General features: G+C 42.0%; 19 protein-coding genes and 1 pseudogene. 7 read left to right on the top strand and 13 right to left on the bottom strand.

The window, feature by feature from the left end; translation table 11 throughout:
- Positions 1-201 precede the first annotated feature (201 nt).
- Positions 202-2,655 (bottom strand): ATP-dependent Clp protease ATP-binding subunit, encoded by a 2,454-nt coding sequence (locus tag ACYTXL_RS23765; RefSeq protein WP_461926880.1) that lies wholly within the window; start codon positions 2,653-2,655, stop codon positions 202-204.
- A 382-nt stretch (positions 2,656-3,037) separates the two neighbouring features.
- Between ACYTXL_RS23765 and ACYTXL_RS23760 the strand changes: the two genes are divergently transcribed.
- Positions 3,038-3,334, top strand: coding sequence for a DUF3288 family protein (locus ACYTXL_RS23760; protein ID WP_461926877.1), 297 nt, complete (start codon positions 3,038-3,040; stop codon positions 3,332-3,334).
- Between the two features lie 206 nt (positions 3,335-3,540).
- Here ACYTXL_RS23760 and ACYTXL_RS23755 read toward each other — a convergent pair whose 3' ends face one another.
- Both ACYTXL_RS23755 and aroC read right to left on the bottom strand, forming a co-directional pair.
- Positions 3,541-3,798 (bottom strand): ATP-binding protein, encoded by a 258-nt coding sequence (locus ACYTXL_RS23755; protein WP_461926876.1) that lies wholly within the window; start codon positions 3,796-3,798, stop codon positions 3,541-3,543.
- A gap of 775 nt (positions 3,799-4,573) precedes the next feature.
- Positions 4,574-5,662: a chorismate synthase gene (aroC, locus tag ACYTXL_RS23750; RefSeq protein ID WP_461926875.1), complete on the bottom strand. Its 1,089-nt coding sequence runs from the start codon at positions 5,660-5,662 to the stop codon at positions 4,574-4,576.
- Positions 5,663-6,122: 460 nt separating this feature from the next.
- Between aroC and ACYTXL_RS23745 the strand changes: the two genes are divergently transcribed.
- Positions 6,123-6,692, top strand: coding sequence for a single-stranded DNA-binding protein (locus ACYTXL_RS23745; RefSeq protein ID WP_461926874.1), 570 nt, complete (start codon positions 6,123-6,125; stop codon positions 6,690-6,692).
- Positions 6,693-6,947: 255 nt separating this feature from the next.
- Here ACYTXL_RS23745 and ACYTXL_RS23740 read toward each other — a convergent pair whose 3' ends face one another.
- The 3 genes from ACYTXL_RS23740 to ACYTXL_RS23730 all read right to left on the bottom strand — a co-directional run bounded on the left by ACYTXL_RS23740 (position 6,948) and on the right by ACYTXL_RS23730 (position 10,533).
- The gene (locus tag ACYTXL_RS23740; RefSeq protein WP_461926879.1) at positions 6,948-7,181 is read right to left on the bottom strand and encodes a type II toxin-antitoxin system RelE/ParE family toxin; all 234 of its coding nucleotides are present in this window, start codon (positions 7,179-7,181) and stop codon (positions 6,948-6,950) included.
- Positions 7,162-7,389, bottom strand: a complete 228-nt coding sequence (locus tag ACYTXL_RS23735) for a hypothetical protein (RefSeq protein ID WP_461926873.1) — start codon at positions 7,387-7,389, stop codon at positions 7,162-7,164. Before ACYTXL_RS23735 ends, ACYTXL_RS23740 begins: the two co-directional genes overlap by 20 nt.
- A gap of 900 nt (positions 7,390-8,289) precedes the next feature.
- Positions 8,290-10,533 (bottom strand): dynamin family protein, encoded by a 2,244-nt coding sequence (locus ACYTXL_RS23730; RefSeq protein WP_461926872.1) that lies wholly within the window; start codon positions 10,531-10,533, stop codon positions 8,290-8,292.
- Positions 10,534-10,898: 365 nt separating this feature from the next.
- On the opposite strand from ACYTXL_RS23730, the gene ACYTXL_RS23725 reads away from it, so the two are divergent.
- Positions 10,899-12,761 carry an ABC transporter ATP-binding protein gene (locus tag ACYTXL_RS23725; protein WP_461926871.1) on the top strand — a complete coding sequence of 621 codons (1,863 nt, stop codon included), beginning with the start codon at positions 10,899-10,901 and terminating at the stop codon, positions 12,759-12,761.
- A gap of 169 nt (positions 12,762-12,930) precedes the next feature.
- Here the strand turns inward: ACYTXL_RS23725 and ureG are convergent, their stop codons facing one another.
- From ureG to ureE, 3 genes are read right to left on the bottom strand one after another with little or no spacing between them, the layout of a single operon-like run.
- A complete protein-coding gene (gene ureG / locus ACYTXL_RS23720; protein ID WP_334788894.1) occupies positions 12,931-13,527 on the bottom strand; it encodes an urease accessory protein UreG in 597 nt (198 codons plus the stop codon).
- A gap of 41 nt (positions 13,528-13,568) precedes the next feature.
- Positions 13,569-14,261: an urease accessory protein UreF gene (locus ACYTXL_RS23715; protein ID WP_461926870.1), complete on the bottom strand. Its 693-nt coding sequence runs from the start codon at positions 14,259-14,261 to the stop codon at positions 13,569-13,571.
- Positions 14,236-14,682 (bottom strand): urease accessory protein UreE, encoded by a 447-nt coding sequence (gene ureE, locus ACYTXL_RS23710; protein WP_461926869.1) that lies wholly within the window; start codon positions 14,680-14,682, stop codon positions 14,236-14,238. Before ureE ends, ACYTXL_RS23715 begins: the two co-directional genes overlap by 26 nt.
- Before the next feature lie 561 nt (positions 14,683-15,243).
- Between ureE and ACYTXL_RS23705 the strand changes: the two genes are divergently transcribed.
- Positions 15,244-16,839: an alkaline phosphatase family protein gene (locus ACYTXL_RS23705; RefSeq protein ID WP_461926868.1), complete on the top strand. Its 1,596-nt coding sequence runs from the start codon at positions 15,244-15,246 to the stop codon at positions 16,837-16,839.
- A 205-nt stretch (positions 16,840-17,044) separates the two neighbouring features.
- Here ACYTXL_RS23705 and ACYTXL_RS23700 read toward each other — a convergent pair whose 3' ends face one another.
- From ACYTXL_RS23700 to ACYTXL_RS23690, 3 genes are all read right to left on the bottom strand, one after another.
- Positions 17,045-17,341, bottom strand: coding sequence for a hypothetical protein (locus tag ACYTXL_RS23700; RefSeq protein ID WP_461926867.1), 297 nt, complete (start codon positions 17,339-17,341; stop codon positions 17,045-17,047).
- Between the two features lie 194 nt (positions 17,342-17,535).
- Entirely contained in the window at positions 17,536-19,302 is a 1,767-nt protein-coding gene (locus ACYTXL_RS23695) for a PAS domain-containing sensor histidine kinase (protein WP_461926878.1), read from the bottom strand.
- A gap of 89 nt (positions 19,303-19,391) precedes the next feature.
- The gene (locus ACYTXL_RS23690; protein WP_461926866.1) at positions 19,392-22,085 is read right to left on the bottom strand and encodes a sensor histidine kinase; all 2,694 of its coding nucleotides are present in this window, start codon (positions 22,083-22,085) and stop codon (positions 19,392-19,394) included.
- A gap of 353 nt (positions 22,086-22,438) precedes the next feature.
- Here ACYTXL_RS23690 and ACYTXL_RS23685 point away from each other — a divergent pair.
- Positions 22,439-23,026 (top strand): annotated as a pseudogene (locus ACYTXL_RS23685) (Uma2 family endonuclease).
- Between the two features lie 331 nt (positions 23,027-23,357).
- On the opposite strand, the gene ACYTXL_RS23680 reads toward ACYTXL_RS23685, so the two are convergent.
- The gene (locus ACYTXL_RS23680; protein ID WP_461926865.1) at positions 23,358-23,888 is read right to left on the bottom strand and encodes a GNAT family N-acetyltransferase; all 531 of its coding nucleotides are present in this window, start codon (positions 23,886-23,888) and stop codon (positions 23,358-23,360) included.
- A gap of 157 nt (positions 23,889-24,045) precedes the next feature.
- Here ACYTXL_RS23680 and ada point away from each other — a divergent pair, with 157 nt between their 5' ends.
- Complete coding sequence (gene ada / locus ACYTXL_RS23675; protein ID WP_461926864.1) at positions 24,046-25,131, top strand: bifunctional DNA-binding transcriptional regulator/O6-methylguanine-DNA methyltransferase Ada; 1,086 nt, start codon at positions 24,046-24,048, stop codon at positions 25,129-25,131.
- Entirely contained in the window at positions 25,115-25,759 is a 645-nt protein-coding gene (locus tag ACYTXL_RS23670; RefSeq protein ID WP_461926863.1) for a DNA-3-methyladenine glycosylase family protein, read from the top strand. Before ada ends, ACYTXL_RS23670 begins: the two co-directional genes overlap by 17 nt.
- The last annotated feature ends 192 nt before the right edge of the window (positions 25,760-25,951 follow it).

The raw sequence follows: 25,951 nt of genomic DNA, 5'->3' as shown, positions 1-25,951 counted from the left end.
AGAAAATTGCATAAAAAAACCCTAGCATTTCTACCAGGGGTAAGATATAATACCATTTCACTTGATGTTTGTCAGAGATGCTTCTACTTAGATAAGAGGTGAGCCAGCGCGGGAAGAAGGGGTTTCCCCCATAAGCGACTGGCGAACCCGAAGGGCTAGGTGTTTCTGAAATATTACAGCAAAAAGTGATCAGGTATAAAATTAGCCAACATTTGCCAAGAGTAATTCTCGTTTTTCTGATTTTTGTACTCTTACCTGAGAGTCATCATCAACATCGATAATCGCTGTGTCTCCATCTGTAATTTCACCAGACAGCATTGCTTCGGCGAGAGAATCTTCTAGGAGGCGCATAATTGCCCGACGTAATGGCCTAGCACCATAGCTGGGGTTGTAGCCTTCTTGGATTACACGCTCTTTGAAGCGATCGCTAACTTCTAGGATAATTCCTCTTTCCGTCAAGCGGCTAGCAACATCACGGAGCATAATTTCCGCGATTTGCTTAACTTCATCCTTGGAAAGCTGGGTGAAGACGATAATTTCATCAAGACGGTTGAGGAACTCAGGACGGAAGTAAGCTTTCAATTCCTCATTTACCAACGTGCGGATGCGGTTGTAACTAGCGTCGGCTTGAGTGTCGAAGTCAAAGCCTAAACCACTACCACCTTTTTCAATCACCTTGGAACCGATGTTGGAAGTCAAAATGATCAGCGTGTTCTTGAAGTCAACTTTCCGACCTTTGGCATCGGTAAGATGACCGTCATCCAAGAGCTGCAGCAGCATATTGAATACATCGGGGTGAGCTTTTTCGATTTCGTCGAATAGCACCACTGTGTAAGGTTTCCGCCGCACGGCTTCCGTTAGTTGTCCACCTTCGTCGTATCCCACATAACCAGGAGGCGAACCTATCAGCTTGGCGACGGTGTGGCTTTCCATGTATTCGGACATATCTAGGCGAATCATCGAGTCTTCCGAACCGAAGAAGTAGCCAGCCAGTGCCTTTGCCAATTCTGTTTTACCGACTCCAGTCGGACCAGAGAAGATAAAGCTAGCAATGGGACGATTGGCATTTTTTAGTCCGACACGGGCGCGACGGATACCGCGAGAGACAGCCGAGACTGCTTGCTCTTGGCCGATGATTCGTTGATGCAGAGTGTCTTCTAGGTGCAGGAGCAACTCTGACTCAGATTCAGTTAGTTTGTTGACTGGTACCCCAGTCCAAGAGGCAACGATTTGGGCGATGTCTTCTTCGTCAACGACGGTAGAGTTGACAGGTTGATCATTTTGGGTAAATGTTGCTTGCAGTTGTTCTGCGAGTTCTAACTCTTGGCCGCGCAGGGTTCCAGCTTTGTCAAAATCTTGGACTCTGACTGCTGCTTCTTTAGATTTGGTAACGCCAGCCAGTTCACGCTTGAGTTCTTTATTCGGAGAACTTTGGGAGTTCCGCAAACGAACGCGAGAACCTGCTTCATCAATCAAGTCTATTGCCTTGTCGGGTAAGAAGCGATCGCTAATATAGCGGTCTGATAATTCTGCTGCTGCTACAAGTGCCGCATCCAAAATTGTGACTTTGTGGTGTTGTTCATAAGCACCGCGCAAGCCGTAAAGAATTTCGATGGTTTCCTGTACTGAGGGTTCCCCGACCATAATCGGTTGGAAACGACGCTCTAGGGCGGCATCGCGCTCGATATGCTTACGATACTCATCAATGGTAGTTGCGCCGATGCACTGGAGTTCACCTCGTGCTAAGGCAGGTTTGAGGATGTTGGCTGCATCCAAACCACCTTCTGTACCACCTGCGCCAACCAAAGTGTGAATTTCGTCAATCACCAGGATGATATTACCCACAGTGCGGACTTCTTCCACAACTTTTTTGATGCGTTCTTCAAAATCGCCACGGAAGCGAGTTCCAGCTACCAATGATCCCATATCGAGGCTGATAACTTGCTTGTTTTGCAAAGTTTCGGGAACATCCTGGTTGATAATACGTTGAGCTAGACCTTCTGCGATCGCAGTTTTACCAACTCCTGGTTCTCCAATCAACACTGGGTTATTCTTAGTCCGGCGACCGAGAATTTGGATCGCCCGCTCAATTTCTTTCTGGCGACCAACTACGGGGTCGAGTCTGCCTTCTTGTGCTAATTTGGTCAAATTCCTGCCATACTCTTCCATAACTAGCGGTTGGGTGCGCTTTTGACTACCACTACCAGCAAAAGCCGGTGAATTTTCACCCAAACGGCGAACTATGGCACTGCGGACACTCTTGAAATCAACTCCTAGATTTTGGAGTACTTTGGCGGCGACACCTTCACCAGCCTCGGTCAATCCCAAGAGTAAGTGTTCAGTGTTAATGTAATTCTGTCCCAGACTGTGAGCTTCTTTAAAGGATTGCTCGAAGAGGCTTTTCACCTTGGGGGTAAAAGGAATTTCTGGTGGTACAAAGCCAGAACCCCTACCAATAATTTTTTCTACCTCACGGCGGGCATCTTTGAGGGTAACGCCTAATTCGGCCAGCACTTTAGCAGCAACCCCAGTTCCTTCTCCCATCAAACCCAGGAGAATTTGCTCAGTTCCTACGAAGTTGTGTCCCAGGCGACGTGCTTCCTCCTGAGCTAACATAATTACTCTAATGGCTTCGGAAGTGAAGTGTTCAAACATAATGGGTTCTTGCTCCCTCGGTGCTTGGACTTTGGGTGAGATAAAATTCACCCTCATCTAAAGTTTTTTGTATTTTCTTAAGGACTAATGTAACTTTATTTAAAGTTAGGTGGCAGTGGTGAGAGCCGTAAGACCTCAGGTGTAGTTGCCGTCTACGATGAGTGAGGGACTGGGCTTACCGTGAGCGTAGCCGAACCGGAGTGGGCTTGCCGTGAGCGTAGCCGAATCGGAGTGGGGTAAGTAAAGAGTTGCAAGGTTGACAGTTAATTTTTCAGTATTTAACAATTTTCTTGTGCCTCTCCGGCCTCCCTCTCTCAGCTAAACTAAAAATTTAGGACTCAACACGGGTTAAACCCTAGTTATCCGCTAACAGGACTTGACGATGACTGATGCACCCGCAGGGAAAGACCAACAACATCCTCTTTATAACCGCGATCGCCCCGTTATTGATATTTTACTCCTTCAAGAGGCGACAGACTATAATTTAGCAGAATTGGCTAGACTGCGAATGCGTTATCAAGGGTTTCCAGGGGCGAGAGACATCCAAAAAGACCTCGATAAAGCCTTGCAGCAGTGGGGTTTGACTGAAGCCGAGCTTTTTGAGAAAACTCGCAAAATTCACGATTTTGGGGGAATTTACAAAAGTCGCGGCAAGAAAGAGGAACAGGATTGGAATTAGTTATGGGGCATTGGGCACTTGTACTGAGCGAAGCCGTTGGCGTAGCCTCTCGTAGAGAAGTATTGGGCATTAGTTATTCCCTCTAACTCCTAACTCCTAACTCCTAACTCCCCACTCCCAACTGGAATAATGATCGCTAATTCTGTACCTTTGCCTAACTCAGATGTGACTGTGAGTTGCCCACCATGTTTTTCTTCCACAATCTGCTAGGAAATTGACAATCCTAAACCTGTACCCTTTCCTACTGCCTTGGTGGTAAATAAGTAATCAAACAGTTTTTGCTTGACATTTTCTGACATTCCTTGGTCATTGTCTTGAATTCGGATCAAGATGTGATGCCCATCTTCAGACAAGGTGGTTTGAATTGTGATGCGATTGGGATTATCTTTGATTTGTTGGAAACTACGCGCCTTATTAGATTCTTCTAAAGCATTAATGGCGTTGGCAATCAGATTCATAAACACTTGATTTAGTTGCCCAGTAAAGCATTCTAATTCAGGTATTTGCCCGTAATCTTTGACTACTTCAATTATAGGATGCTCCTCATTGGCTTTTAATCGGTGGTTCAGGATGAGTAATGTACTTTCAATACCTTCATGAATATTAAAAGGAACCTTGCGATCGCTATCTCCTCTAGAGAAGGTGCGGAGACTGGCGCTGATACTAAGGATGCCATCGCTACCTTCTTTCAGGGAACAGATGAGTTTAGGTAAATTTTCTTGGAGATAGTCTAAATCGATTGTGGCGATCGCTGACTCAATTTCTGCTCCTGGTTCAGGAAAGGTTTCCCGACGGTTAAAGCTGTCGGATTTATTGAAAAAATTCTGAAAGAATTTGGTAAAAATTATGTAATTAATTTTGTCTAACTACTTATAGATTTCGCGTAGGGGCACGGCATTGCCCATTGGTGTCAACTTAACGTAGAAGTTAGCCTTGGCAAGCTTTCGAGGTTTGACCCTCACCCCCAGCCCCTCTCCCAAAATTGGGAGAGGGGAGCAAATTTTCTAGTTCCCCTTCTCCCAACTTGGGAGAAGGGGTTAGGGGATGAGGGCAAAACGTCCTCTCAAAGCAGATTTTTTCTTAAGTTGACACCTATGGGCAATGCCGTGCCCCTACCAAGGTATTTGTATCATAATTAAAGTCAAACAGTATAAGCTTAGGCACTCGCGTATAAGTAGACAGGGCGAGTCAGATACCTATCTGAGGAAAATAAATATTTTTTAGAAGTCAATGTAGTGCCTACAAGACCTTACACTGCCCATGATGCCGTAACAAATGGTCACATAGCACCAAAGCTACCATTGCCTCAACCATTGGAACTGCACGCGGCAATACACAAGGGTCATGGCGTCCTTTGGCTGCTAATAGCGTTTCTTCGCCCTCACGAGTTACAGTTTTCTGCTCTTTTCTAATTGTTGCTGTCGGCTTAAATGCAACTCGCAAAATGATATTTTCCCCGTTGGAAATACCGCCTTGAATACCACCAGAACGGTTTGTTAATGTGCGGATTTCACCATTTTGATCAATATAAAATTCGTCGTTATGCTCAATTCCCGTTAGTAGCGTTCCGCCAAAACCGGAACCAATTTCAAAGCCCTTGCTAGCAGGGAGAGACATTACACCCTTAGCGATATCAGCTTCCAATTTATCAAATACTGGTTCGCCCAAACCTTTCGGCACATTTCGCGCCACGCATTCGACGACACCGCCGATCGAATCACCTTGTCTACCTGTTTGCTCAATTAATTCAATCATGCGATCGCAGCATTCAGCATCGGGACAACGGACGATATTGCTTTCCACTTGTTCTAAGGTGACAGTATTTGGATCAACTACAGCTTCCAAGTCTTTGATGCGCTTAACGTAAGCGATAATTTCGACATTGGCGACTTGACGGAGAATTTTTTTAGCGATCGCACCTGCTGCTACTCTTCCAATTGTCTCTCGCGCTGACGACCTACCCCCACCTTGCCAATTGCGAATCCCATATTTTGCATCATAAGTTGCATCTGCATGAGAAGGTCGATACTTCTGGGACATCTCGTCGTAATCTTGGGGACGAGTATCTTGATTACGTACCAAAATTCCTATAGGCGTTCCTAGTGTTTTGCCTTCAAATACCCCTGATAAAATCTCGCAGGTATCCGCTTCTTTGCGAGGGGTAGTAATTTTACTTTGTCCCGGACGCCTTCTATCTAGTTCTGCTTGAATTTCTTCTGCCGAAATTTCTAGTTGTGGAGGACAACCATCAATCACAACTCCCACACCGCCGCCGTGAGACTCGCCAAAAGTAGTTATCCGAAATAGATCACCAAAACTGTTGCCCATGATTTTGACGAAAAAGGATGAGGCTTATGTATTTTACCTAGAGTTTTTGCAAAAGTTAAATTTATTTTTAGTAATTACTTGTATTAAAAAATGACAGACTTATAAAAAAGAGTATGTGCTACCAACAATGCCTTCGGTATTTTTCCATCTCACGTCAAGACTTAATTTTTGCCAAGAATTTTTTCTATTTGAGGAATTTATGGTACAATTATACTACTCAAATGCAGAATTCAATGCTCATTTAGTCAAGCGAGGGTGGCGAACAGCATATTTAACGCTGTTCAAAGCGATCGCTTGGCTTTTATGCTAGAAATGACTAAAAACTCAGAGTTGATCTAGAAAATTTATTCAGGCATGATTAAAAAATGCAAACAATTAAACATATTTTGATATTAATTGGCACTACATAGAAAAACCCCACTTTTTCAATCAACACTTTTTGCACTCAGGAGTAATTTTAATGAACAGCTGCGTTTTGATGGCGGAAATTATTGACGAGCCGCAACTCCGCTATACGGCGGATAATCTGGGAGTCACAGAAATGCTGGTGCAGTTTCCCAATTCCCAGAAACCAGAAGATCCGCCAGCCACCTTAAAAGTTGTCGGCTGGGGGAATTTAGCAACGGAAATTCAGCAAAAGTATCACCAAGGCGATCGCGTCATCTTGGTAGGACGTTTAACTATGAATACTGTTGCGATGGAAGGTTTTAAAGAAAAACGTGCTGAATTGACAGTGCAGCAAATTCAATCTGTTGGAGGTAATTTTAATACTGATCCATTGCCTTCAGCAACTGCAACTCCATCATTCACTGAAACTGCTCCACGACAACCATCAGCATCTCGTCCTGCACAGAAAGACGTTCCCAGTTACGAGTCACCACGTCCAGCACCTACCCCAGCGACAAATCCTGTTGGTGTTACTCCCCAAGCGACAACTTACGAACCTATACCGCAACCCACAAATTATGAGCGAACCACTAATCCAGTAGTGAAAGCGGAAGAACCAGATCCAGATGATATTCCTTTCTAAAGTTGGTAGTTGAACGTGTATTCAATCGCAAAAAACATTACGATTAGACAATTTCTACAAATAGCCATCCTTGAGGATGTGCTATTTTTTTGTGTGCGTTGACGCTTTACGTTTTTTCGTGAGACATCGCTTAGTTTAGCCATCGAGTGGCTTAGGAATAAAGAATTTTAATCTCTAAATCCCAAGCTTCAGCCTCTATTTTCCAATTTAATAAACTTCATCATGGCTGCCAATATCAATCAATAAAATAACCATTCATAACAACTTCTCATCTTCAGAGAAATTAAAGATAATTCTACAATCATAAGCAACAGAACAAGACCACAAGCCCGCTAAATTTCCTGTTAACTTATGAGGCTTCAAAGACGGTGTAAATGGATCATCTGCCAAAAGCCTTAATACCTTAACAATTTGATTCTTTAATTGCGGGTTTTTCTTTGTAATCTTCCCAAAAGACCGCTTAAATCCACTACTCCAGACAACTTCCATCATCATGTCCTAGTAAATCAGCGATCAAATCATCAACGCTTCCCCTATGAGCTGTCCCATTCTTAAAAGCCTGCATCACTTCCTGAACATTAGCCAAAATTTCAATCCGCCGATTCTCAATTCGTTGCTGGCGAAGAAACTCAAATAAATACTCTCGATCTTCTGTGGGCAAACTTTCAATAGAATTAATAATTTCTTGTAAAGTCATCAGAGAACCTTCTAATCAAGTAAACTCTACCTTTACTAACTCTATTTTAATCTCCAAATCCAAAGCCTCAGCCTCTTGCATTTAGACAATTTCCGCAAAAATATGATAAAATACTGGGCGCAGTGGGGGCAAATGTTTCTGGAGGGCAGAAGCAGTGATTAGCGTAGGCGTAGCCCGCCGTTGGCATCGCCAGGGCAATCATCAATAATCCACCAATTTTAATTTCAATTGACTGGTAACTTTGGATTTTGGATTGTACATTTTATTTCAGTCTAAAATTCAAAGATAATATTGCATAACAATGTTTTTGTCAATAGTATAAACGAAGCAAAATGTGAAATATATTCACCAAAACGAATCCGTAAAATCTCCAGCATTATGTTAGGATATCTTTAGTAGAAGCTCATGCAATTTTGAAGTGTGATAGCCCTTCGGCTATAAACTCGTTTTGTATGGGCTTTTTTACTGTTGATCTATGCTGAAGGTTATTTCTACTCTTTCAAGGGAGATACAACGACAAAACAATACAAGGTAAACTATGATACATAAATCTGATAAGACACCTCCAAAGGCTAAATTACCATTTTACATTTGGTTATCTAGTAAGTTAGGCGCGTCGGTTGTTTCCCAAACAGCATCTAAAGACAGACGCAGTAGCTCTTTGTTGGCTACTATCGGTAGTTACGCTTTTAGAAAAAATTTGAACTATAAGAAAATACGACTATTGGTAATTGAAAAACTTAAACAAGAAAAAATAGCCAAGAGGAAACTTGTCGAAAAATTAAAGAGAAAGTCTCTACGAAGGATAAAAGTGTAATTAAAAAATAGAAAGTCCGACCGATTTATTCTCGGTTGGACAAAAAAAAATTCGTTATTTTATGAAATTAAAAATTTTAAACATCAATCTTTTAGATTAGTATTTGACCACGGAATTCCTCCGAAAAAATCCTTACCTGCCTCCAATATTTTGATAATCTCCTCAATACGGTCTTTTGATTCTATCGTAGGTGAAGTTATCTCACGTAAGTGTTCAATATATTTCTTCCAGTCTGCCTCTACTGCGTTAGCACCTTTTTCAAAACTCTTAATTGTATCTCGCCAAAATTGATCAATTCCATCTGCGAACTTATCACTCACACGCTGTTCTTCAAAATATTTAACGATTTGCTTTGCTAAACGCTTCTGCCAAGATTCTCCAAATAATCCCCACACAGCGAAAGCTAATGCAGCAACTAAACCTATACCTAGTACTATTGGGCCACCAATAGCTGCTATGAAAGAAATTACCGCAGCAGTGCCACCACCAATACTAATGCCAAGTGCAGATAAAAGACTAACTAACTTAGCTACTAGGATATAACCACCAAGATTTCCTAGTGTTGCTGCCCAAGCAGATAAAGCACCTATGCTAGTTAGTCCTGTAAGTCCGCCTATAAAAGCTCCTTTAGCATCGAAGGGTATCTCGATGGATATATCTAAATTTGGTAGTTTAAGTAAAGCTTCTTGGTATGAGCCGAGGAAAGCTTCAATTGAAGGTGTTAATTTATCAGAATTTACTTTGATTATCTGTTCTGCCTCGTGTTGAAGTTTCTCGACTAGATAACCAGAAAGACCTTCCTTTGCCTCTTTTTTATCATCGTACAGATTGCGGATAATTTTTTCGACGGCATCAACAGTTAAAAGTTGCTCTGTATACCTTTGAAAGGAAGTTCTGCTATTTAGTTGTAACTCACGGGTACTTTGATTTACCTTATTGCGTTTCTGCTGAGTTTCTTGTTTACGAGTTGCTTCATTCTCTTGGAGTACTTGTAATTGCTTACGCCGTGAATCTATATCAGCAAGAGTGTTTTGATAAGCCTCAATTTGTTTAGTGTACTTTTCTGTATTAGCCTCCTTTATTGCATTTATTTCCCGCTCAATGCGGAACAGATGTGTTTGAGGGAGAAATTCACTTAGTATTTTAGTAAAATTATCAAATAGCTGTTGACATCTATCAGGTCTTTCTGACCAGAACGTGAAGAATCTTGTTCGCAAATCTTCTTGAGTAATAGCGCGATTTATCTGTTCCCTGCGTGTCTTTAATACTCCTTCATTTAGTGGCTTATAGAGCCTTCTCGCCGCTCCAAATGGTATTTCTTTAAGTTGATGATCAGAGATACTAGGATCAGCATGAGTAGCCACAATGAAAAGATTACCCAGCGTTGGAAAATTACTGCTTTCATTTTCTTTTGCAGGAAGTAAACTCAGTAAGTTGCTAATGCGTCTCATATCTTGATCATTAATATGACCCTTTGCTGGTGAAGCATACACTACTACATCAGCAATCTGTGCAGCACTATTAGCCTTCTCCACATCTTTAGAAACCTCATCTGACTGATCTGAGAAGCCGGGAAGGTCTATCAGGTTGCAGGCTTGTAGCAGAGGTGAGTTAATATAGACTACAGCTGCATGAGCCGCTATATCCTCATATTCTCCATGTACCCCATATTTTTGCAAAGTATCGAAGCTTCCTGCGTGTACACAATATTTCTCGCAACGTTCTTGGTCATCTAAAAGTAGTAAATCAATGATTTGCTTACCTTTTTCATCTTTTAACCAAAAATCTTCATTAACAATCAATACATCTTCTTTGCACCATTTGGGACGGTCTTCTATATGACGGACAAATGTAATTACTCTTGTTGCTGGCTGATAACCAACTGGCAAATTTTTGCTTCCCAACAAGGCGTTTGCCATGTGTGATTTACCAGCGTCGAAGCCTCCAGTCAAAACAACATTAGGCTTTTGTTTATACAGCTTAAGCTGTTGTTGGAAATCATGGGGGGTGGCTGGTGGTGTTGGTATATCTAGTTTGTCTACAGGAGGAGTATCACCAATGTACTGATTCAGTAAATTTAGTTTGCGATAAAGTTCAGTGTATGGAGTTCCTGGAGCAATTCCTTTGAGTGGTGGTATTGGTGCTGACATAGCTGTAGCAACGTCAACCCCAAATATTTGTAGCCATTTTTCTAAAAGCCCCGCTGGAACGGTATCAGGAGCCTGCTCATAAAGATTAACTTGCATCTTAGAAATGTCCAAAGCATTAGCAACCTCTACTTGACCCATACCCGCGTTTTGACGATATCCCAGTAAGTCAATATTCATTCCTGTCGCTCTAATGCACTAATAACATTCTATATATTTAATATAATTATTACTATTTGTAAGCAGTATTAACACTTAGGAAAAAATTACGGATTGGCTCTCCTGGCTGTTTTGTTCGTGGTAGCAAGTTTATGTAGTTAATGGTGTTATGTAAAGACTGTAACTCTGAAAAGAGAGCGATACCATGAACCGATCGCAGTTTGCAGAGATCACAGGCAGTGATACATCGCAAATGCGTGTATATTGTAGAAGTATGCGATGTCAGAAAAACTGCCAAAGAGTGTAAAAACCAAATTTACCCACACATACATCAAAACTATTGTTAAAATCAAATAATTTTAAGTTAATATTCCTACCCAACTCCTATGAGAGAAACTATCCTAGAGGTTCGCAATCTCCAAGTTGAATTTCCCAGTGATGGCAACATTAACAGAGCTTTGGATGGTATTTCTTTTGCGCTGCATCGAGGTGAGACTCTAGGAATAGTAGGAGAATCGGGGAGTGGTAAATCAGTGACAGCCCTAGCTGTGATGGGTTTGTTGCAAACTCCGGGTATAGTGACTGGCGGTGAAATCTGGTTTCGTCCGCAGGAGAATGGCAAAGCAATCGATTTGGTAAAATTGCCTCCTGAGCAAATGCAGTTACATCGGGGTGGCGACATTGCGATGATTTTTCAAGAACCGATGAGTTCGCTTAATCCGGTTTATAACATCGGGTTTCAGCTAACAGAAGCGATTATGCGGCATCAAAATGTATCAGCATTTCAAGCAAGACAAATTGCGATCGCAGGTTTGCAAGAAGTAAAACTTCTACCTAGCGATGAAGAGATACAACAGCAGTATACCGATTCATCGAAACTAGATCCATCAAAGTTGCCACGGTTGGTTAAAGAACACAAAGAAGCGATGCTGGAACGCTACCCTCATGAACTTTCTGGGGGTCAGTTGCAACGGGTGATGATTGCAATGGCAATTTCTTGCAACCCATTAATCTTAATTGCCGATGAACCAACTACAGCCTTAGATGTGACGGTGCAAGCGACTATTTTGGAGTTAATTCGAGAATTGCAGCAAAGCCGTGACATGGCAATGATTTTCATCACCCACGACTTGGGGCTAATTTCGGAAATTGCTGACGAAGTGGCGGTGATGTATAAAGGTAAAGTTGTCGAGTCTGGGACTTCTGAGCAAATTTTCAGCAGTCCCCAGCATCCATATACTAAAGGTTTGATCGCTTGCCGCCCCACACTTGACCGCCGTCCCCAAAAATTACTCACTGTTTCCGACTACATGAGTGCAGAAGAGACACCAACGGGACAAGTAGTAATTCAGGGGAAAGAACCCGTACAACCTACAGAAGTTACCAGCGAAGAGATTACTGCAAGATTGGCAAACTTCAATCAGAAGGAACCCCTGCTGCAAATCCACAACCTGAAAGTTGGTTTTCCAGTACGCGGGGTGTTTGGTGGTACAAAACGCTACAATATGGCAGTCAATGGCGTTTCCTTTGATGTCAAACCAGGAGAAACATTAGGTTTGGTGGGAGAATCTGGTTGCGGTAAAACCACCCTTGGCAGAACCTTGATGCGATTAATTGAACCGATGAGTGGTCAGATTATCTTTGGGAAACAAGATATTACTAGCCTCAAAGGAGAACCGTTGCAAAAACTGCGGCGGGAAATGCAAATAGTCTTCCAAAATCCTTTCAGTTCCCTTGATCCCCGGATGAAGGTTGGAGACGCGGTGATGGAACCGTTGGTAATTCACGCCGTTGGTAAGACCAAGCAACAACGACGTATGCGAGTAGCCGAACTCTTAGAACGGGTGGGCTTGAGTCCAGATGCGATTAACCGCTATCCGCATCAGTTTTCTGGCGGTCAACGCCAACGGATTTGCATAGCCCGTTGTTTGGCGTTAAATCCTAAATTTATTATCTGTGATGAATCAGTTTCAGCGCTAGATGTTTCAGTACAAGCGCAGGTATTAAATCTTCTCAAAGAATTACAGTCAGACTTTCAGCTTACTTATATTTTTATTTCGCATGATTTAAGTGTAGTCAAATTTATGAGCGATCGCATTTTAGTGATGAATCGCGGTCAAATTGTTGAAGAAGGGACAGCCGAAAGTCTTTACCTGCAACCGAAAGAGGAATACACGCAAAAATTAATTGCTGCAATTCCTACCGGGAGTCCTGAACGTGTGCGAAGTCGTCATCTACGGGCTTTATAGAAAGTTAAATAATTCGTAATTAAGTTTTGTGACGGGGATTTAGACCCCGACCCAAAACTTGCTTATTTTTTGCACCGGGGGATTTAAAGCCACGCTACTCGGTTAAAAGGGCGGTTATAAACCGCATCTAGACAGGCAAAACCCACGGAGGTGGGTTATAAAATTCTTTTTAACAGATATTTGTGCAAACAAAGTCAATTACATCTGCAAGTCCTGACTGAGTTTTCAAATTAGTAAAAATAAAAGGTTTATCACCGCGCATTTTTTTAGCATCTCGTTCCATCACACTTAAATCTGCACCAACATACGGTGCAAGGTCAGTTTTGTTAATCACCAACAAATCAGATTTTGTAATACCAGGGCCACCCTTGCGAGGAATTTTATCGCCAGCCGCAACATCGATGACGTAAATTGTTAAATCCACCAATTCGGGACTAAAAGTAGCAGCCAAATTATCGCCGCCACTTTCCAAAAATACCAAATCCAAATTGATAAAACGTTCCTCTAACTGTTCAATTGCCGCCAAATTCATCGAAGCATCTTCGCGGATGGCAGTGTGAGGACAACCACCAGTTTCTACACCCAAAATGCGATCGCTTGTCAACGCCTGAGAACGCACTAAAAATTGAGCATCCTCTTGAGTATAAATATCATTCGTCACCACCGCAATCTGATACTGCTCACGCAATCCCTTACACAAAGCATCCACCAAAGCCGTCTTCCCCGAACCCACTGGACCAGCAACCCCTACTCGAAATGCATTCATAACTCCTCACTCGTGTACAAACGCGATTAATCGCGTCTCTCCTAACTCCTAAACAACCTTGTATACTGGGTTTCATGCTGCATACTCGCCAGCGACAAACCCCAACTACAACAGGCGAGTTGATCATCCTCCAACGCGAGAATTTCTAACGCCGCAGCGCTAAATAATGGTTGCAAATCTAGCAATAACTGCTGTCCTGCTGTTTGTCCAAGGGGAATAAGTTTCACGCCAGCAGTAATCAAATTACTTGCCCAACTATGCAGATATCCGAGTAATGCGGCTTTAATACTAATTTGCCAGTGGGTAACGGCAATGCCAAAAGCGATCGCAAAATTACAAGGATTACCCACAGCATTGACAATAGGTACAATCTGTGGTTCTAGTTTACCAAGTAGTTGGATGAGCGATCGCCCCATCTGCCAACTAGAAGCGCGTAATTCTTCTGTTTCTCTAGCAGCAGATAACCAGAGATTCCAACGGCATAGCGACTCAACATCACCCATTTTTGCAGCTTGCTCAGATCGTACCATTACTGCCGCCTCTAACCGAATTGCCCCGTAGAGCAACTCTGCTTCTAGCCAATGTTTGAGATGTATCTGGTTAGCGATCGTACCATTTTCCACCAGCATTTCCAAGCCTTCAGAATAACTATATGCTCCCACAGGCAAAGTAGGGCTAGCCAGCTGCAAAATACTCAAAAGATGGCTGTCAGTGAGCATGATACTGTTGTCCATAAGCTCCCAATTCTGGTTGAAACGGTAAAACTTCCTCTTTAACTTCTAACCCCAATTGTTCCAACATCGTGCGTAAAACCAAATCTGAAGACAAGCGTAAATAAGTGGGAGTAATTTCTACAGGTACATGACGATTTCCCAGATGGTATGCTGCACGTAATAATAAAAGTGGTGTTTGGGCAAAGGCAGTCAGCACTAATTCTGGTTTGGCAATAATTCTGATTAAACTGCTATGGGTTTCTTCTTGTAGAATATCGCCATCGTGTAACACAGTTCCTCTGGGTAAATGGAAAAACACAACCTTACCATCTGCCGTTTCAAAACGATGACGACTGCGGGTGCGTTCTTCTGCTGTTAGCGCCAGAGTAAAGGTAACTGCGGCATCGCTATTAGGTGGTTTAAGTTGGCTAAATATCAGCATACAGAGTTTCGCCTGATCTTCCGCTTTTGATTATGGTTCTATTTAAATACCATAGTTGCCTTGCCCGAAGTTGGATTGTCGATCGCTTCAGTCAAAAAGTCGAAGTTTATCGGTGAGAAAAAGCACAGTTAGTTTTAGTTGCTACTTTGTTAGGCGATGATGAAATTACATTGCCACTTTTACCTGGATTTTGTTGTTCTATCCGTTTGTTTTTTCCTGAATAATAACAAATTCTAGAAGGTTTATGTAAACCTAACCGCTAGATATAAATGGAAATATTGATTCCAAAATTGATGATATTGAACCTGAAATTTTACGGACGAGGTTGATAGCCGCAACATTAAATCATGCTCGTTATCGGTCAACTGGTTTCACCTCATAACCTTTTACCACTATTTGACATAACCTTTTCTTAATATTTTACTCGTATCTTGAGATTGAAAATACCAGGGTTTCTATTGAAGTTTTAGTAGTCTTTTGTGAAGCTTTATTGACATCAGCTCAACTGTGACTATCAAAAATAACTTCTAGAACTCTGTTTACACAGTATACACAAATATCATGATACTAATTCAACACTTACATCCTCCAGTAATCAAATATGACTATTCCTCGCCCATAGTCAGAATAGCTGATGGTCGGAAAAAGGATGATAAACCCTTCTATAAGCGTCCTGGGAAATTTAAGAGTGTGCTGTTACTATCAATTGATGGTTTGCGTCAAGCAGATTTGGAAGATCGCAAATTACAACAGTATTTGCCAAACATCAATAGTTTGAGACAAACGGGTATCAGTTACACTAACGCTTTTACTAGCACTCCCTCTGATTCCTTCCCTGGTGTATTAAACTACTTAACAGGAGCAAGTCCCAAAACCACTGGGGTTTATTATGACGATACATATAGTCGGATATTATCAGACAAACCAGGATCTCCTGCTGGTATAGAAGTTGAATTTGCGGAAAACATTGATAAAAACTCCGATCTTCTCAGTGGTGGGGGTAATTTCGGGATAAATAGTATTGACCCCAGCAAATTACCAGTAGACAGTAATGGAAATCGTGTTTATCCTCACAATTATTTGAAGGTAAACACTATTTTTGAGGTAGCAAAAGCTTCAGGTTTGCACACTGCATTTATTGATAAACATCCTGCTTATGACATTGCAAATGGTCCTTCTGGGAAGGGAGTTGATGACTTCTACGCTCCAGAAATCAATGCCAAAGTTGCTTTAGAAAATGGCAAACTTGTAGACCAATCGACAGCGCAGAATCCTGCTAATCTCACATTTAAAACGACAACTAAAGACACCAAGCTCACGGAAGCTTATGATGATCTGAAGGTAAATGCGATATTGAACCAAATTAATGGAAATAATTCACTAGGCACAACTAAACCCGGAACTCCCAACCTTTTTGGGATGAATTTTCAAGCTCTCAGCGTAGCCCAAAAGGATGCCAGCAATAATGGTGGTATTGCCACCAATGGCACACCTTCGTCAGGATTAATTGATGCTCTGGAACATACTGATGCCAGTATCGGCAAGATAGTAAATACCTTAAAGCAACAGGGTAAATTTGACTCGACACTGATAGTTTTGACAGCGAAACATGGTCAAAATCCTCGTTTGGGAACAGCTACCCTGATTCCCGAAAATACTTTTACAGATGCCCTAACGAAAGCTGGTATCACAGTTAATCAAGCTACTCAAGATGATATTGCTTTACTCTGGCTTAAAGATCAAAGCCAAGCCAGCAATGCAACAACTGTTTTAAAGAAACTGGCAAATCCAGCAATTGATACAGTTTATTCGGGTGGCGCACTATTGGCAGCTGGCTTTGGCAATCCGTTACAGGAAGATCGTACTCCTGATGTCATTATCAAACTCAAACCAGGATATGTGATTTCAAACAGCACCAAAAGGGCAGAACACGGCGGTTTTTCTGATGATGATACCCATATTTCTCTAATCCTCAGTAGTCGTGGACTAGAAACTCGTGTTAAGGGGACTTCTCAGATGATGAAAGTTTCTAGTAAACAGATTGCGATTACAGTATTGGAGGCATTGGGACTTGATCCGAGGAAACTCCAGGGAGCTAGATCTGAAAATACACTCCCATTACCAGGGACGGAGATCGAAGATGCGAGGAACTTTTGAGAATCTTTCAATAGAGATTTCCGGTAGCTAAACACGTCACCACAAAAAGGGGATCGTAGTAAGTAATACTCTTAATTTCACTTCATGCGATCGCTCAAATAGATGCGATCGCATCTATTTATAAATCTCATTACGCAGATTTATACAAAGAAAAAAAGGAGAATATTGCTACTCTCCTAACGTAATATGAGGGAAAATTTTCAGCTTAGTGATTAAAATAGGCTTGACGTTCACGCAATTGACGAGTGCGTTGTTCACGAGCTTGACGTTCACGCAATTGACGAGCGCGTTGTTCACGAGCTTGACGTTCACGCAATTGACGAGCGCGTTGTTCATGGACTTGACGTTCGCGTTGAACTTTACTGTTATTAAAAGCTACAGTATCACGATTAAAATGATCATGCTCAGATTTAAATTCAGCAGCATTAGCATTTTGAGAAAGAGCAGCAATTGAAACAGCTGCTAATAAGCCTCCAAGAAGAATAGATTTAAAGCGGTTCATATATCCTTTAATCTCCGTTGCATTGCTTGATTTGTATATTCTCAATTTAATCAGAATAATCAGGCATACACCTGTGCTAAAAGTCACCTTTAAATGGTTACTTTTGTCACTAATACTAGGATTTATATTTGATTTTTGAAATCGGATAACCGCCGAAACCTTCTTTGATATAGGGTATACCCCAGTATGCCTATTCAGCTAATAGGTAATGTAAACCAGAAAGTCGCCCCTGCATCCAATGCACTGTTTACACCAATTTCGCCACCGTGAGCATGGATGATTTGCTTACATAAATACAAACCCAATCCTAAACCTACAGAATTGCGGATACTTGCACCCCGAAAGTAAAGGTCAAAAAGCCGATCGCTTTGTTGTTGACTAATTCCTACACCGTTATCACTAAGAGTACAATACATTTTGTCATCCTTACGGATAGCGTTGATTGTCAAAAGCAATCCAGGGGGATTGTGTTTCAGAGCATTAACAATTAAGTTAGAAAAAACTCGCCATAGTTGCGTGGGATCAGCGTTCACTAATGGCAAATCTGCGGATACCAGATTTGTCAAGATTGCTTGATTTTGTGTTAGCAATGGCTCTAAATCTGCGATCGCAGCTTCGACTGCTGTCAGTAATTGTACGTTTTGGCGTTGTAAAATAACACCTTGCACTTCGCTAACATGAGCTTCCATCAACGAATTGATTAAGTTCAGTTGGCGATCGCTACTTTGAATCATCCGCTCTAAAATTGAGCGTGAAATTGAAATATTTTCCTCTGGATGTGCAAGCAAATTTTTCAGCACCATTAAAGTACCCAGCACTGGATTGCGTAAGTCGTGAGAAACTGCATGAAAAAATACTCGTAATTCTTCTTCAGTTTGTTTACGCTGGGTAATGTCTTCAATCAAACCTTCGTAGTAAAGCAGTTTTCCTTGTTCGTCATGCACTGCGTAGGCTTTTTCTGAAATCCAGACAATACTCCCGTCTCGGCGATAAATTTGGGACTCAAACTCGGAAACGCTGCCATCCTTTTCCATCAGGCGCACAAATTCTAGCCGACGGTTTGGATCAATATACAGTTGATGTTCTATATCAGTGAAATTTGCTGTCACCTCCTCCGCTAAGGAGTAGCCATAAATACGTGCTAAAGCCGGATTTGCTGTAATGTAACGTCCATCGGGACTGCTTTGAAAGATCCCTTCAACAGCGTTTTCAAAAATGGTGCGATATTTAGCTTCTGCAACCTTGAGTTTTTGATAGGCAGATTCCAGTTCTTGACGGGCGTAAAACTCAGAACGTTGCAGGCGATCGTACAGATAAACACCGATGTCACATATAGCACAAAACCAAAAAATGTATAAAATCAAGGTTACATTATATATTTCTGGGTGTTCGGGGATTGGTGTTTTTAGTCCAAGTACCGTATTCACACCAAAATAGTAAACCAGCACACCCACTTGACAGAGCAAATGAATAATCCAGCAGACAGGCATCAACACAGCTTGGCTTAAAAACAGCAGCGACCAGCCGATAGTGTCAGGTAGTGCGAAACCTCTGATGGTTGCAAACAACTGCGATGCTAGACTAATTGACCAAGAAGACCCCAAAAATAATAAATCTGGACGATGACGACCTAACTTAGTTTTATGTAATTTAAGGTAAATAATTATACTTGTAAGCATTACAGCATTGATCACAAGGCTTTTAGCTGTAAGTGCTTCTGGCAGCCTTTCCAACTCCTTTAAGGGGAAAAACAAGCCGTAAATGTCTCGTAAAGTAAAAGACAAAAGACAGATCAGCACCAGCCATAACCATAAACGCAATCTCTGCCACAAAAAGCGATCCCTATGGACGAGCCACTCCGTATCTACACGCCGAGGTTTGTAAAAACTAGTGATTTCATCTGCTGGCGTAGAAAAGGTTTTTCTCCACCACCTTTGCACTGTTGTAAATGGGATAGCCATTAGCATCCGATTAACTTTGCCCATACCGTCGAAGGTGTTTCTCTTACTCAACATTGCCACAAATAACACCTTCGCATTTTTCTGGTGACTTATGGGCGACTTGTTGCGGATGAAGTTGTTAAAGGTAATGTGAACCAGAAAGTTAACCCGCGCTTGCGGTTAGTAATGACACCAATTTTACCGCCATGTGCCTTGATAACTTTGCGACAAAGATACATTTTTAAGCCAATGCTTGTAGAACAAGAATCTTGGGGATCGCGGACATGGAGATCAAAGAGGCGATCGCACTCTAGTTTACTCATTACCACACCGTCATCTTGAATCTGAGTCCGAATCATTCCAGCTTCAACGGTGGCACTCAGAATAAAATTTAATCCTGGTGGATTATTTTGCAACCTATGTGTTATTAAATGTGCCAAAACTTTCTGCAACCGCGTCCCATCTGCCATTATTAACGGTAAATCTGCGGGAACCAAGTTCTTCAGAGTTGCTTGATTTTGTGTCAGCATGGGTTCCAACTGGGCGAATATTCCTCCCAGTAGGATGCTAAATTGCACAGGTTCGGGTTTGATCTCAATACCCTGTTTTTCACAAGAATTAATTTCTAGCAATGAGTTAATCATCGTCAGTTGGCGATCGTTGCCTTGGATCATCCGCTCAATGATTGAGGGAGATACTGGAATTGGGGATTGGGCACTTGTACTGAGCAGTTCGACAGGCTCACTGTGAGACGTTGCCGTTGGCGCAGCCTCTCGTAGAGAAGTATGGGGGATTGGGGATTGGGCATTGGGAGGAGACAAGGGAGAGACTTCTTCAATAATTCTTCCTTGTCCGCCTTGTCCCGTTGTCCCCTTGTCCCCTTGTCCCACTCCCTGATTTAACAAATTCTTTAACACCATCAAGTTACCCATCACCGAAGTTCGTAAATCGTGGGCAACCGTGTGCAAAACAACATCTTTGACGCGATGCAATTTTTCTACTTCTTGCATTTTCTGCTGCAACTGTGCTGTTCGTTCTTGTACTTGGTGTTCTAAATTAGTGTTAAGTTCTGCTAGTTTTTGGTATATCTGGCTTTGCTGAATGGCGATCGCAACTTGTTCTGACATCTGCTGTAACAAATCAATTTCTATGGGCTGCCAATGACGCGATCCTGAGCATTGGTGAGCAATCAACGCCCCAAATAATTCGTTATCTAGCATAATTGGTACAGCCAAGCTAGCCTTCGTTTGGAATTTTCGAGAGTGTGCTTTTACTTTGGGAGATACTGATATTTTTGTTATATCTTCAATGACACGGACAAGATTATCTTTTAGTAAGTTTCTTAATTCTTGTAGATAAGCTTCATCATTAGTAGACCAACCTAAGACTGATGGATACTTGGGATCTACTGATTCGGCAAGAGTTCTGACTCCTAAATTGGCATTATTTAAACCAATGAAAACTCGATCTGCTTGGAGAAATTGTCTGACTTCCGTCACGGTGGTTTGGAGAATTTGCTCTAAGTTAAGCGAAGATCGAATTCGCACTAGGGTTTTTGCCAATAAGCGATCGCGTTCTCCACAAAGGCGTAATTGCGCTTCTACCTGTTTGCGTTCTGTAATGTCGTGATGGACTGCTAGGATGCTCTTGTTACCATTTAAATCAATGACTTCGGCTGAAACCAGTGTTGTAATTATCTCGCCAGACTTTTGCCGAAATTCAAATTCCAAGTTGCGAACAACTCCTGTGGCTTGCAACTCCTCTAACAAATTCAGGCGATCGCCATCGTCTACCCAAAGATTTAACTCAAAAGAAGTTTTACCAATCACCTGATCTAGCTCATAACCTGAGAGTTTCACAAAACTGTCGTTAACTTCAATAAAGCGTCCTTCACCCAGCGTACTAATAGTAATTGAATCTGGACTGCAACTAAAAGCTTTAGCAAATTTTTTAGCAAGATTTTGTAATTTGACTTCTGCTTGTTTGCGTTCTGTGATATCTCGGACAATTGCTAGTATCTCATCTTGACCACTCACTACTAACCGCGCCTCATAATCTCTGACTCCCAAACGCGTTGATAGTTGATATTCACAAGTTTGCAAAGTTCCAGAATCTAAAGTTTTAGCGTAGGCGTAGCCCGCACTTGGACTTGGCTCAGTGACCACCGTAGGCATCGCTACTTGGCTAATCGTCGCAACATCACTGGGCAATAACTCCTGCAAATGTTTTCCAATTATTTCTTCTCTGGAAAGAGTGACATTGGCTCCCTGACTTTTCAAATCTAGATACTTACCATCGCGGCTGATGCGAAACATCAAATCCGGGATAGCATCCAAAATTGCTTTATACCGCGCCTCACTCTCTTGCAATTTTTCTTCTGCTAATTTTCGCTCTGTAATATCCATAACTAAGCCATTCCAAAGAAAATCGCCTTCTTCTTGTAATTCCGGTTGCGAAGTACCTTGAATCCACTTAAGTTTGCCACTAGGCGTAATGATCCGACCTTCCCAATGCCAAGGTGTAAGAGTGGTGCTACAAACAGCAATAGATTCTGCAAAAGCTTTTATATCTTGTGGATGAATCAGTTTATATAGCACCTGGAAGTCTGTCTGTAAAGCTTCTGGTTCTAATTCATACAAATATTGACAACCAGAACTAACATAAGGGACAAACACAGAACCATCCTGCCGTTGCAGAACTTGAAAAATCACCCCTGGTAAATTGACGGCAAGTTTTGAGAGCAGGTTAATAGGCTCTTGCTGGCAATTTGGTGTATACAGCCATTTTACAACGGTTTCATCCACTCTTTGACCCTTTGATAGACAAGCTATTGATGTACAATAAAAAGCCAGAATAACCAATTTAACAGTTTTGATTCTGTGGACTTAATCGCTAACAGAAGCAAAATAGTACCTTATTTCAGAGTAGATCGTGAGCAGGCGCTCGCATTCACCCAATCGGGTGAACCATTTGTCAGGGGGAGAATCAGTTGAGGATTGCGATAGTAGTCCCTCAAGCTAAGGAAAACTTGGTACGTAGTAAGCACAAAGCATGCTTAACACAAGGAATAAAGTCCTGACTACAAACTTATTTACCCAGCATAGTAGACTTGACAGACTACTAAGATAGAGATATAGCTTCCACCCAAACTGATAACATGAATACTACCACCGTCAGTTTACCTCCTACCCTGGAATTAAATATCGACTTGACTGACGAGCAATTTTTTCAGCTTTGTCAAAATAATCGAGACTTAAAGTTTGAGCGGACAGCTTCAGGGGAATTAATTATTATGCCACCTACGGGGAGTAGTACTAGTGACCGGAATGCTGATTTAACTTATCAATTAAGAGCTTGGAGTCGTCAAAATCAGCTAGGGAAATCCTTTGACTCTTCTGGTGGTTTCAAACTTCCCAACGGTGCAGAGCTTTCTCCAGATCCGTCTTGGGTGAAAATGGAACAGTGGAATGCTTTGAGCGAAGCAGAAAACGAAAGATTTGCTCCTTTGTGTCCCGATTTTGTGGTTGAGTTAATGTCTCCGAGTCATTCCTTAGAAAAAATGCGAACCAAAATGAGGGAATACATGGAGAATGGCGCAAGATTGGGCTGGTTAATTAATAGAAGACAGCAGCAGGTAGAAATTTATCGTCCCAATCGAGAAGTTGAGATTTTCTAAAGTCCTAAAACTCTATCCGGAGAAGATGTTTTGCCAGGATTTATTTTAGATTGGGCAGAAATTTTGTGAGTAATCGCCTATTGTACAACGCTGGTATAATTATCATAAATTATTCTCGGAAATTAAGTGTGATGTCTACGACGGGCTATGCCTACGCAACGATAACATCACAGATAATATTGTTAAGCCGTAGTTGCAGTAAACGGAGCCGACTTTGATCGCAACAATCAGATAGAAAGTAGTTTCTCGATCCAGCTAATCTATTCTCATTTAGAACATGAATAGATTACTAACATGGAGAAATTAATAATAGGTTTTTGGGAGTGGATAGTTTCTGTATTATGGCGAGGCTCGGTCTTTTTTATCAAAAAAGTCAGGAGGACGTTCGGCGAAGGCTCAGTCAAGAGGAAAACCCACCATTTGCCGTACTAGCCAGTCTTTCATATTCAGGTTGTAAAACTGACATGATAATCAGAGAATCATAACCATTTTCTGATTTTAGACATTCGCGTAGCTTTCCTTCGACAATAAAACCAGCACCTTTGTAGACAGCTTGAGCACGATGATTTTGTTCTTTAATATCCAGCCATAACCGATGTGCTTTGTATGTCTCAAATACCAATTTCTTAATCATTTCAACAGTGTCTTTGCCATAACCTTGCCCCTTTTGTGTGACGACAATGCGACGAAACTCAATACTCTGATTTAAATTAAGCAGTCCAGCCAAAATAACATAGCCAATTTTTGTTTCCGTTTGCACAATCAGATGAGCAATATCAGAATCAGCGATCGCTTGAAGATGCTGTTGATATGACCAAGGAATGATGTACTGTCGATTATCGTCATCATACTCGGCTTGCAGAACATAATCGAGATCAGCTTCTTGGGTTTTGCGTAGACTTAAACTGTGCATGATCTCATCCAACGACATCTTATCATCACTTTATTCGTTATTATGAACGCTTACGTTTATTTTAGGTGAACATTCACCAGCATCACGCTCATCTTTACGGATCTAGTTGTCATTGATAGTGGGGTGATAAAAGCAAATGAATTCCTTAATAAAAAATATATTGAAGGAGGCATCAATGCAATTACAACAGACATCAGTTTTAGACAAAACCCTTTGGGAAGCAGTTCTCAATCGAGATCCCACTTTTGAAGGTAAGCTTTTCTACGGTGTTCGCTCTACGCGCATTTATTGCCGACCGATTTGCCCTAGTCGCAGACCAAATCGTAATCAAGTTTGTTTCTTCCAATCGGCACAAGAGGCTGAAATTGCAGGTTTTCGGCCTTGTAAGCGCTGTCAGCCACAATCTGAAAAAGTTCCAAATCCGGCTAAGGCGAAAGTTTTAATAGCATGTCGATACATTGAAGCCCAAGCTGATTACATTCCAACCCTCTGGGAATTATGCTCTCAGGTGGGAATGAGTCCCAGTTATCTGCAAAAGGTATTCAAGCAAATAATTGGCGTATCCCCTTTTAAATATGCAGATGCGCTGCGTAGCCAACGATTAAAGCAGCGTCTCCAGTCAGGAGAGGAAATTGCTGATGCAGTTTACGACACGGGGTATGGTTCAAGTAGTCAACTGTATGAGAAAGCACCTAAACAACTGGGAATGACACCAAAGACTTACCAACAAGCTGGAAAAACAATCAGCATTGTCTATGCGATCGCTCCATGTCAACTAGGATATTTGCTTGTGGCAACAACAGAAAAGGGTATCTGTGCCGTTAAACTAGGTGATAAAGCAGACAAGCTTGAACACACTTTAAATCAGGAATTTCACCAAGCGCACATCATGCGTGATGACCAGACACACAAAGACTGGATACAAGCAATCCTCAACTTTATTGCCGGAGGCGAGGCACATCTTGATTTACCAGTTGATGTACGCGGGACAGCATTTCAGAAACAGGTTTGGGAAGCATTACAAAAAATTCCCTATGGCGAAACTCGCACCTATACCGATATCGCCCGTGATATTGCCAAGCCGCACGCAGTCCGCGCGGTGGGAAATGCTTGTGGAGCTAATCCGCTCGCGCTGATTGTACCATGTCACCGTGTCTTGCGAACTGATGGCACTCTTGGTGGTTATCACTGGGGAATTGAGCGCAAACAAAAACTGCTTATACAAGAATCGAAATTGAGCAAAGATGACTCAAACACCTGAACTAGAATCGTTGACTGAAGAAAGTCTGAGCCGTGGTTTAATGGTGCTTGCCAATCTTGACAGCGATTTGGCTCGGATTTTAGAAACACTGGGACCTCCACCAATATGGTCAAGAGAACCAGGTTTTGCAACGCTGTTGTGCATAATTCTGGAACAACAAGTTTCCGTAGCGGCTGCAAGGGCTGTATTTAACCGTTTATGTGAGGTCGTTGTAACTCTGACACCAGAAAACTTTCTGAGATTGGATGATGTTCAATTAAGAGGGATTGGATTCAGTCGGCAAAAGATTCTATACTGTCGTGGATTAGCGAATGCAATCGCAAGTGGTCAGCTTGACTTAACTAAGCTGGAAAGAATGGATGAAACTGTTATCAGAACTGAGTTAAAGCGCCTCAAAGGTATAGGAGACTGGACAGTTGATATTTACTTGCTAATGGTGTTGCAACGTCCTGATGTCTTTCCTAAAGGCGATTTAGCGATCGCGATCGCTTTCCAAAAACTCAAAAACTTGGCGACGCGTCCAACACCAGTCCAACTGGAAGCAATGACACAGCACTGGCGACCGTGGCGAGCGATCGGTGCAAGACTTCTATGGCACTATTACCTGAGTAATGCCAATTCTCCCTAAACTTGCAATGATTGCTCCTTCTCCCTTGGCGCACTTGGCGGTTCGTTTAATAAATATAAACCGTGTCTATCTTAAAACCTGTAGTTCTTCGGTGATGAAAAGGATTTGCCCTCATCCCCCAACCCCTTCTCCCAAATCTGGGAGAAGGGGAGCCAGAATTTCAAAGTCCCTCTCCCATATCTGGGAGAGGGA

The sequence above is a fragment of the Nostoc sp. genome (assembly GCF_054880495.1).
This window is presented reverse-complemented; position numbering and strand designations above follow the sequence as displayed.

Coding starts and splice junctions, on each gene's coding strand:
- ACYTXL_RS23695 (WP_461926878.1), bottom strand. CDS start 19,302: ATGGCTATCCCATTTACAACAGTGCAAAGGTGGTGGAGAAAAACCTTT.
- aroC (WP_461926875.1), bottom strand. CDS start 5,662: ATGGGCAACAGTTTTGGTGATCTATTTCGGATAACTACTTTTGGCGAG.
- ACYTXL_RS23670 (WP_461926863.1), top strand. CDS start 25,115: ATGACTCAAACACCTGAACTAGAATCGTTGACTGAAGAAAGTCTGAGC.
- ACYTXL_RS23680 (WP_461926865.1), bottom strand. CDS start 23,888: ATGTCGTTGGATGAGATCATGCACAGTTTAAGTCTACGCAAAACCCAA.
- ACYTXL_RS23705 (WP_461926868.1), top strand. CDS start 15,244: ATGATACTAATTCAACACTTACATCCTCCAGTAATCAAATATGACTAT.
- ACYTXL_RS23730 (WP_461926872.1), bottom strand. CDS start 10,533: ATGAATATTGACTTACTGGGATATCGTCAAAACGCGGGTATGGGTCAA.
- ACYTXL_RS23735 (WP_461926873.1), bottom strand. CDS start 7,389: ATGACTTTACAAGAAATTATTAATTCTATTGAAAGTTTGCCCACAGAA.
- ACYTXL_RS23725 (WP_461926871.1), top strand. CDS start 10,899: ATGAGAGAAACTATCCTAGAGGTTCGCAATCTCCAAGTTGAATTTCCC.
- ACYTXL_RS23715 (WP_461926870.1), bottom strand. CDS start 14,261: ATGGACAACAGTATCATGCTCACTGACAGCCATCTTTTGAGTATTTTG.
- ureE (WP_461926869.1), bottom strand. CDS start 14,682: ATGCTGATATTTAGCCAACTTAAACCACCTAATAGCGATGCCGCAGTT.
- ACYTXL_RS23740 (WP_461926879.1), bottom strand. CDS start 7,181: ATGGAAGTTGTCTGGAGTAGTGGATTTAAGCGGTCTTTTGGGAAGATT.
- ACYTXL_RS23745 (WP_461926874.1), top strand. CDS start 6,123: ATGAACAGCTGCGTTTTGATGGCGGAAATTATTGACGAGCCGCAACTC.
- ureG (WP_334788894.1), bottom strand. CDS start 13,527: ATGAATGCATTTCGAGTAGGGGTTGCTGGTCCAGTGGGTTCGGGGAAG.
- ACYTXL_RS23765 (WP_461926880.1), bottom strand. CDS start 2,655: ATGTTTGAACACTTCACTTCCGAAGCCATTAGAGTAATTATGTTAGCT.
- ACYTXL_RS23700 (WP_461926867.1), bottom strand. CDS start 17,341: ATGAACCGCTTTAAATCTATTCTTCTTGGAGGCTTATTAGCAGCTGTT.
- ACYTXL_RS23760 (WP_461926877.1), top strand. CDS start 3,038: ATGACTGATGCACCCGCAGGGAAAGACCAACAACATCCTCTTTATAAC.
- ada (WP_461926864.1), top strand. CDS start 24,046: ATGCAATTACAACAGACATCAGTTTTAGACAAAACCCTTTGGGAAGCA.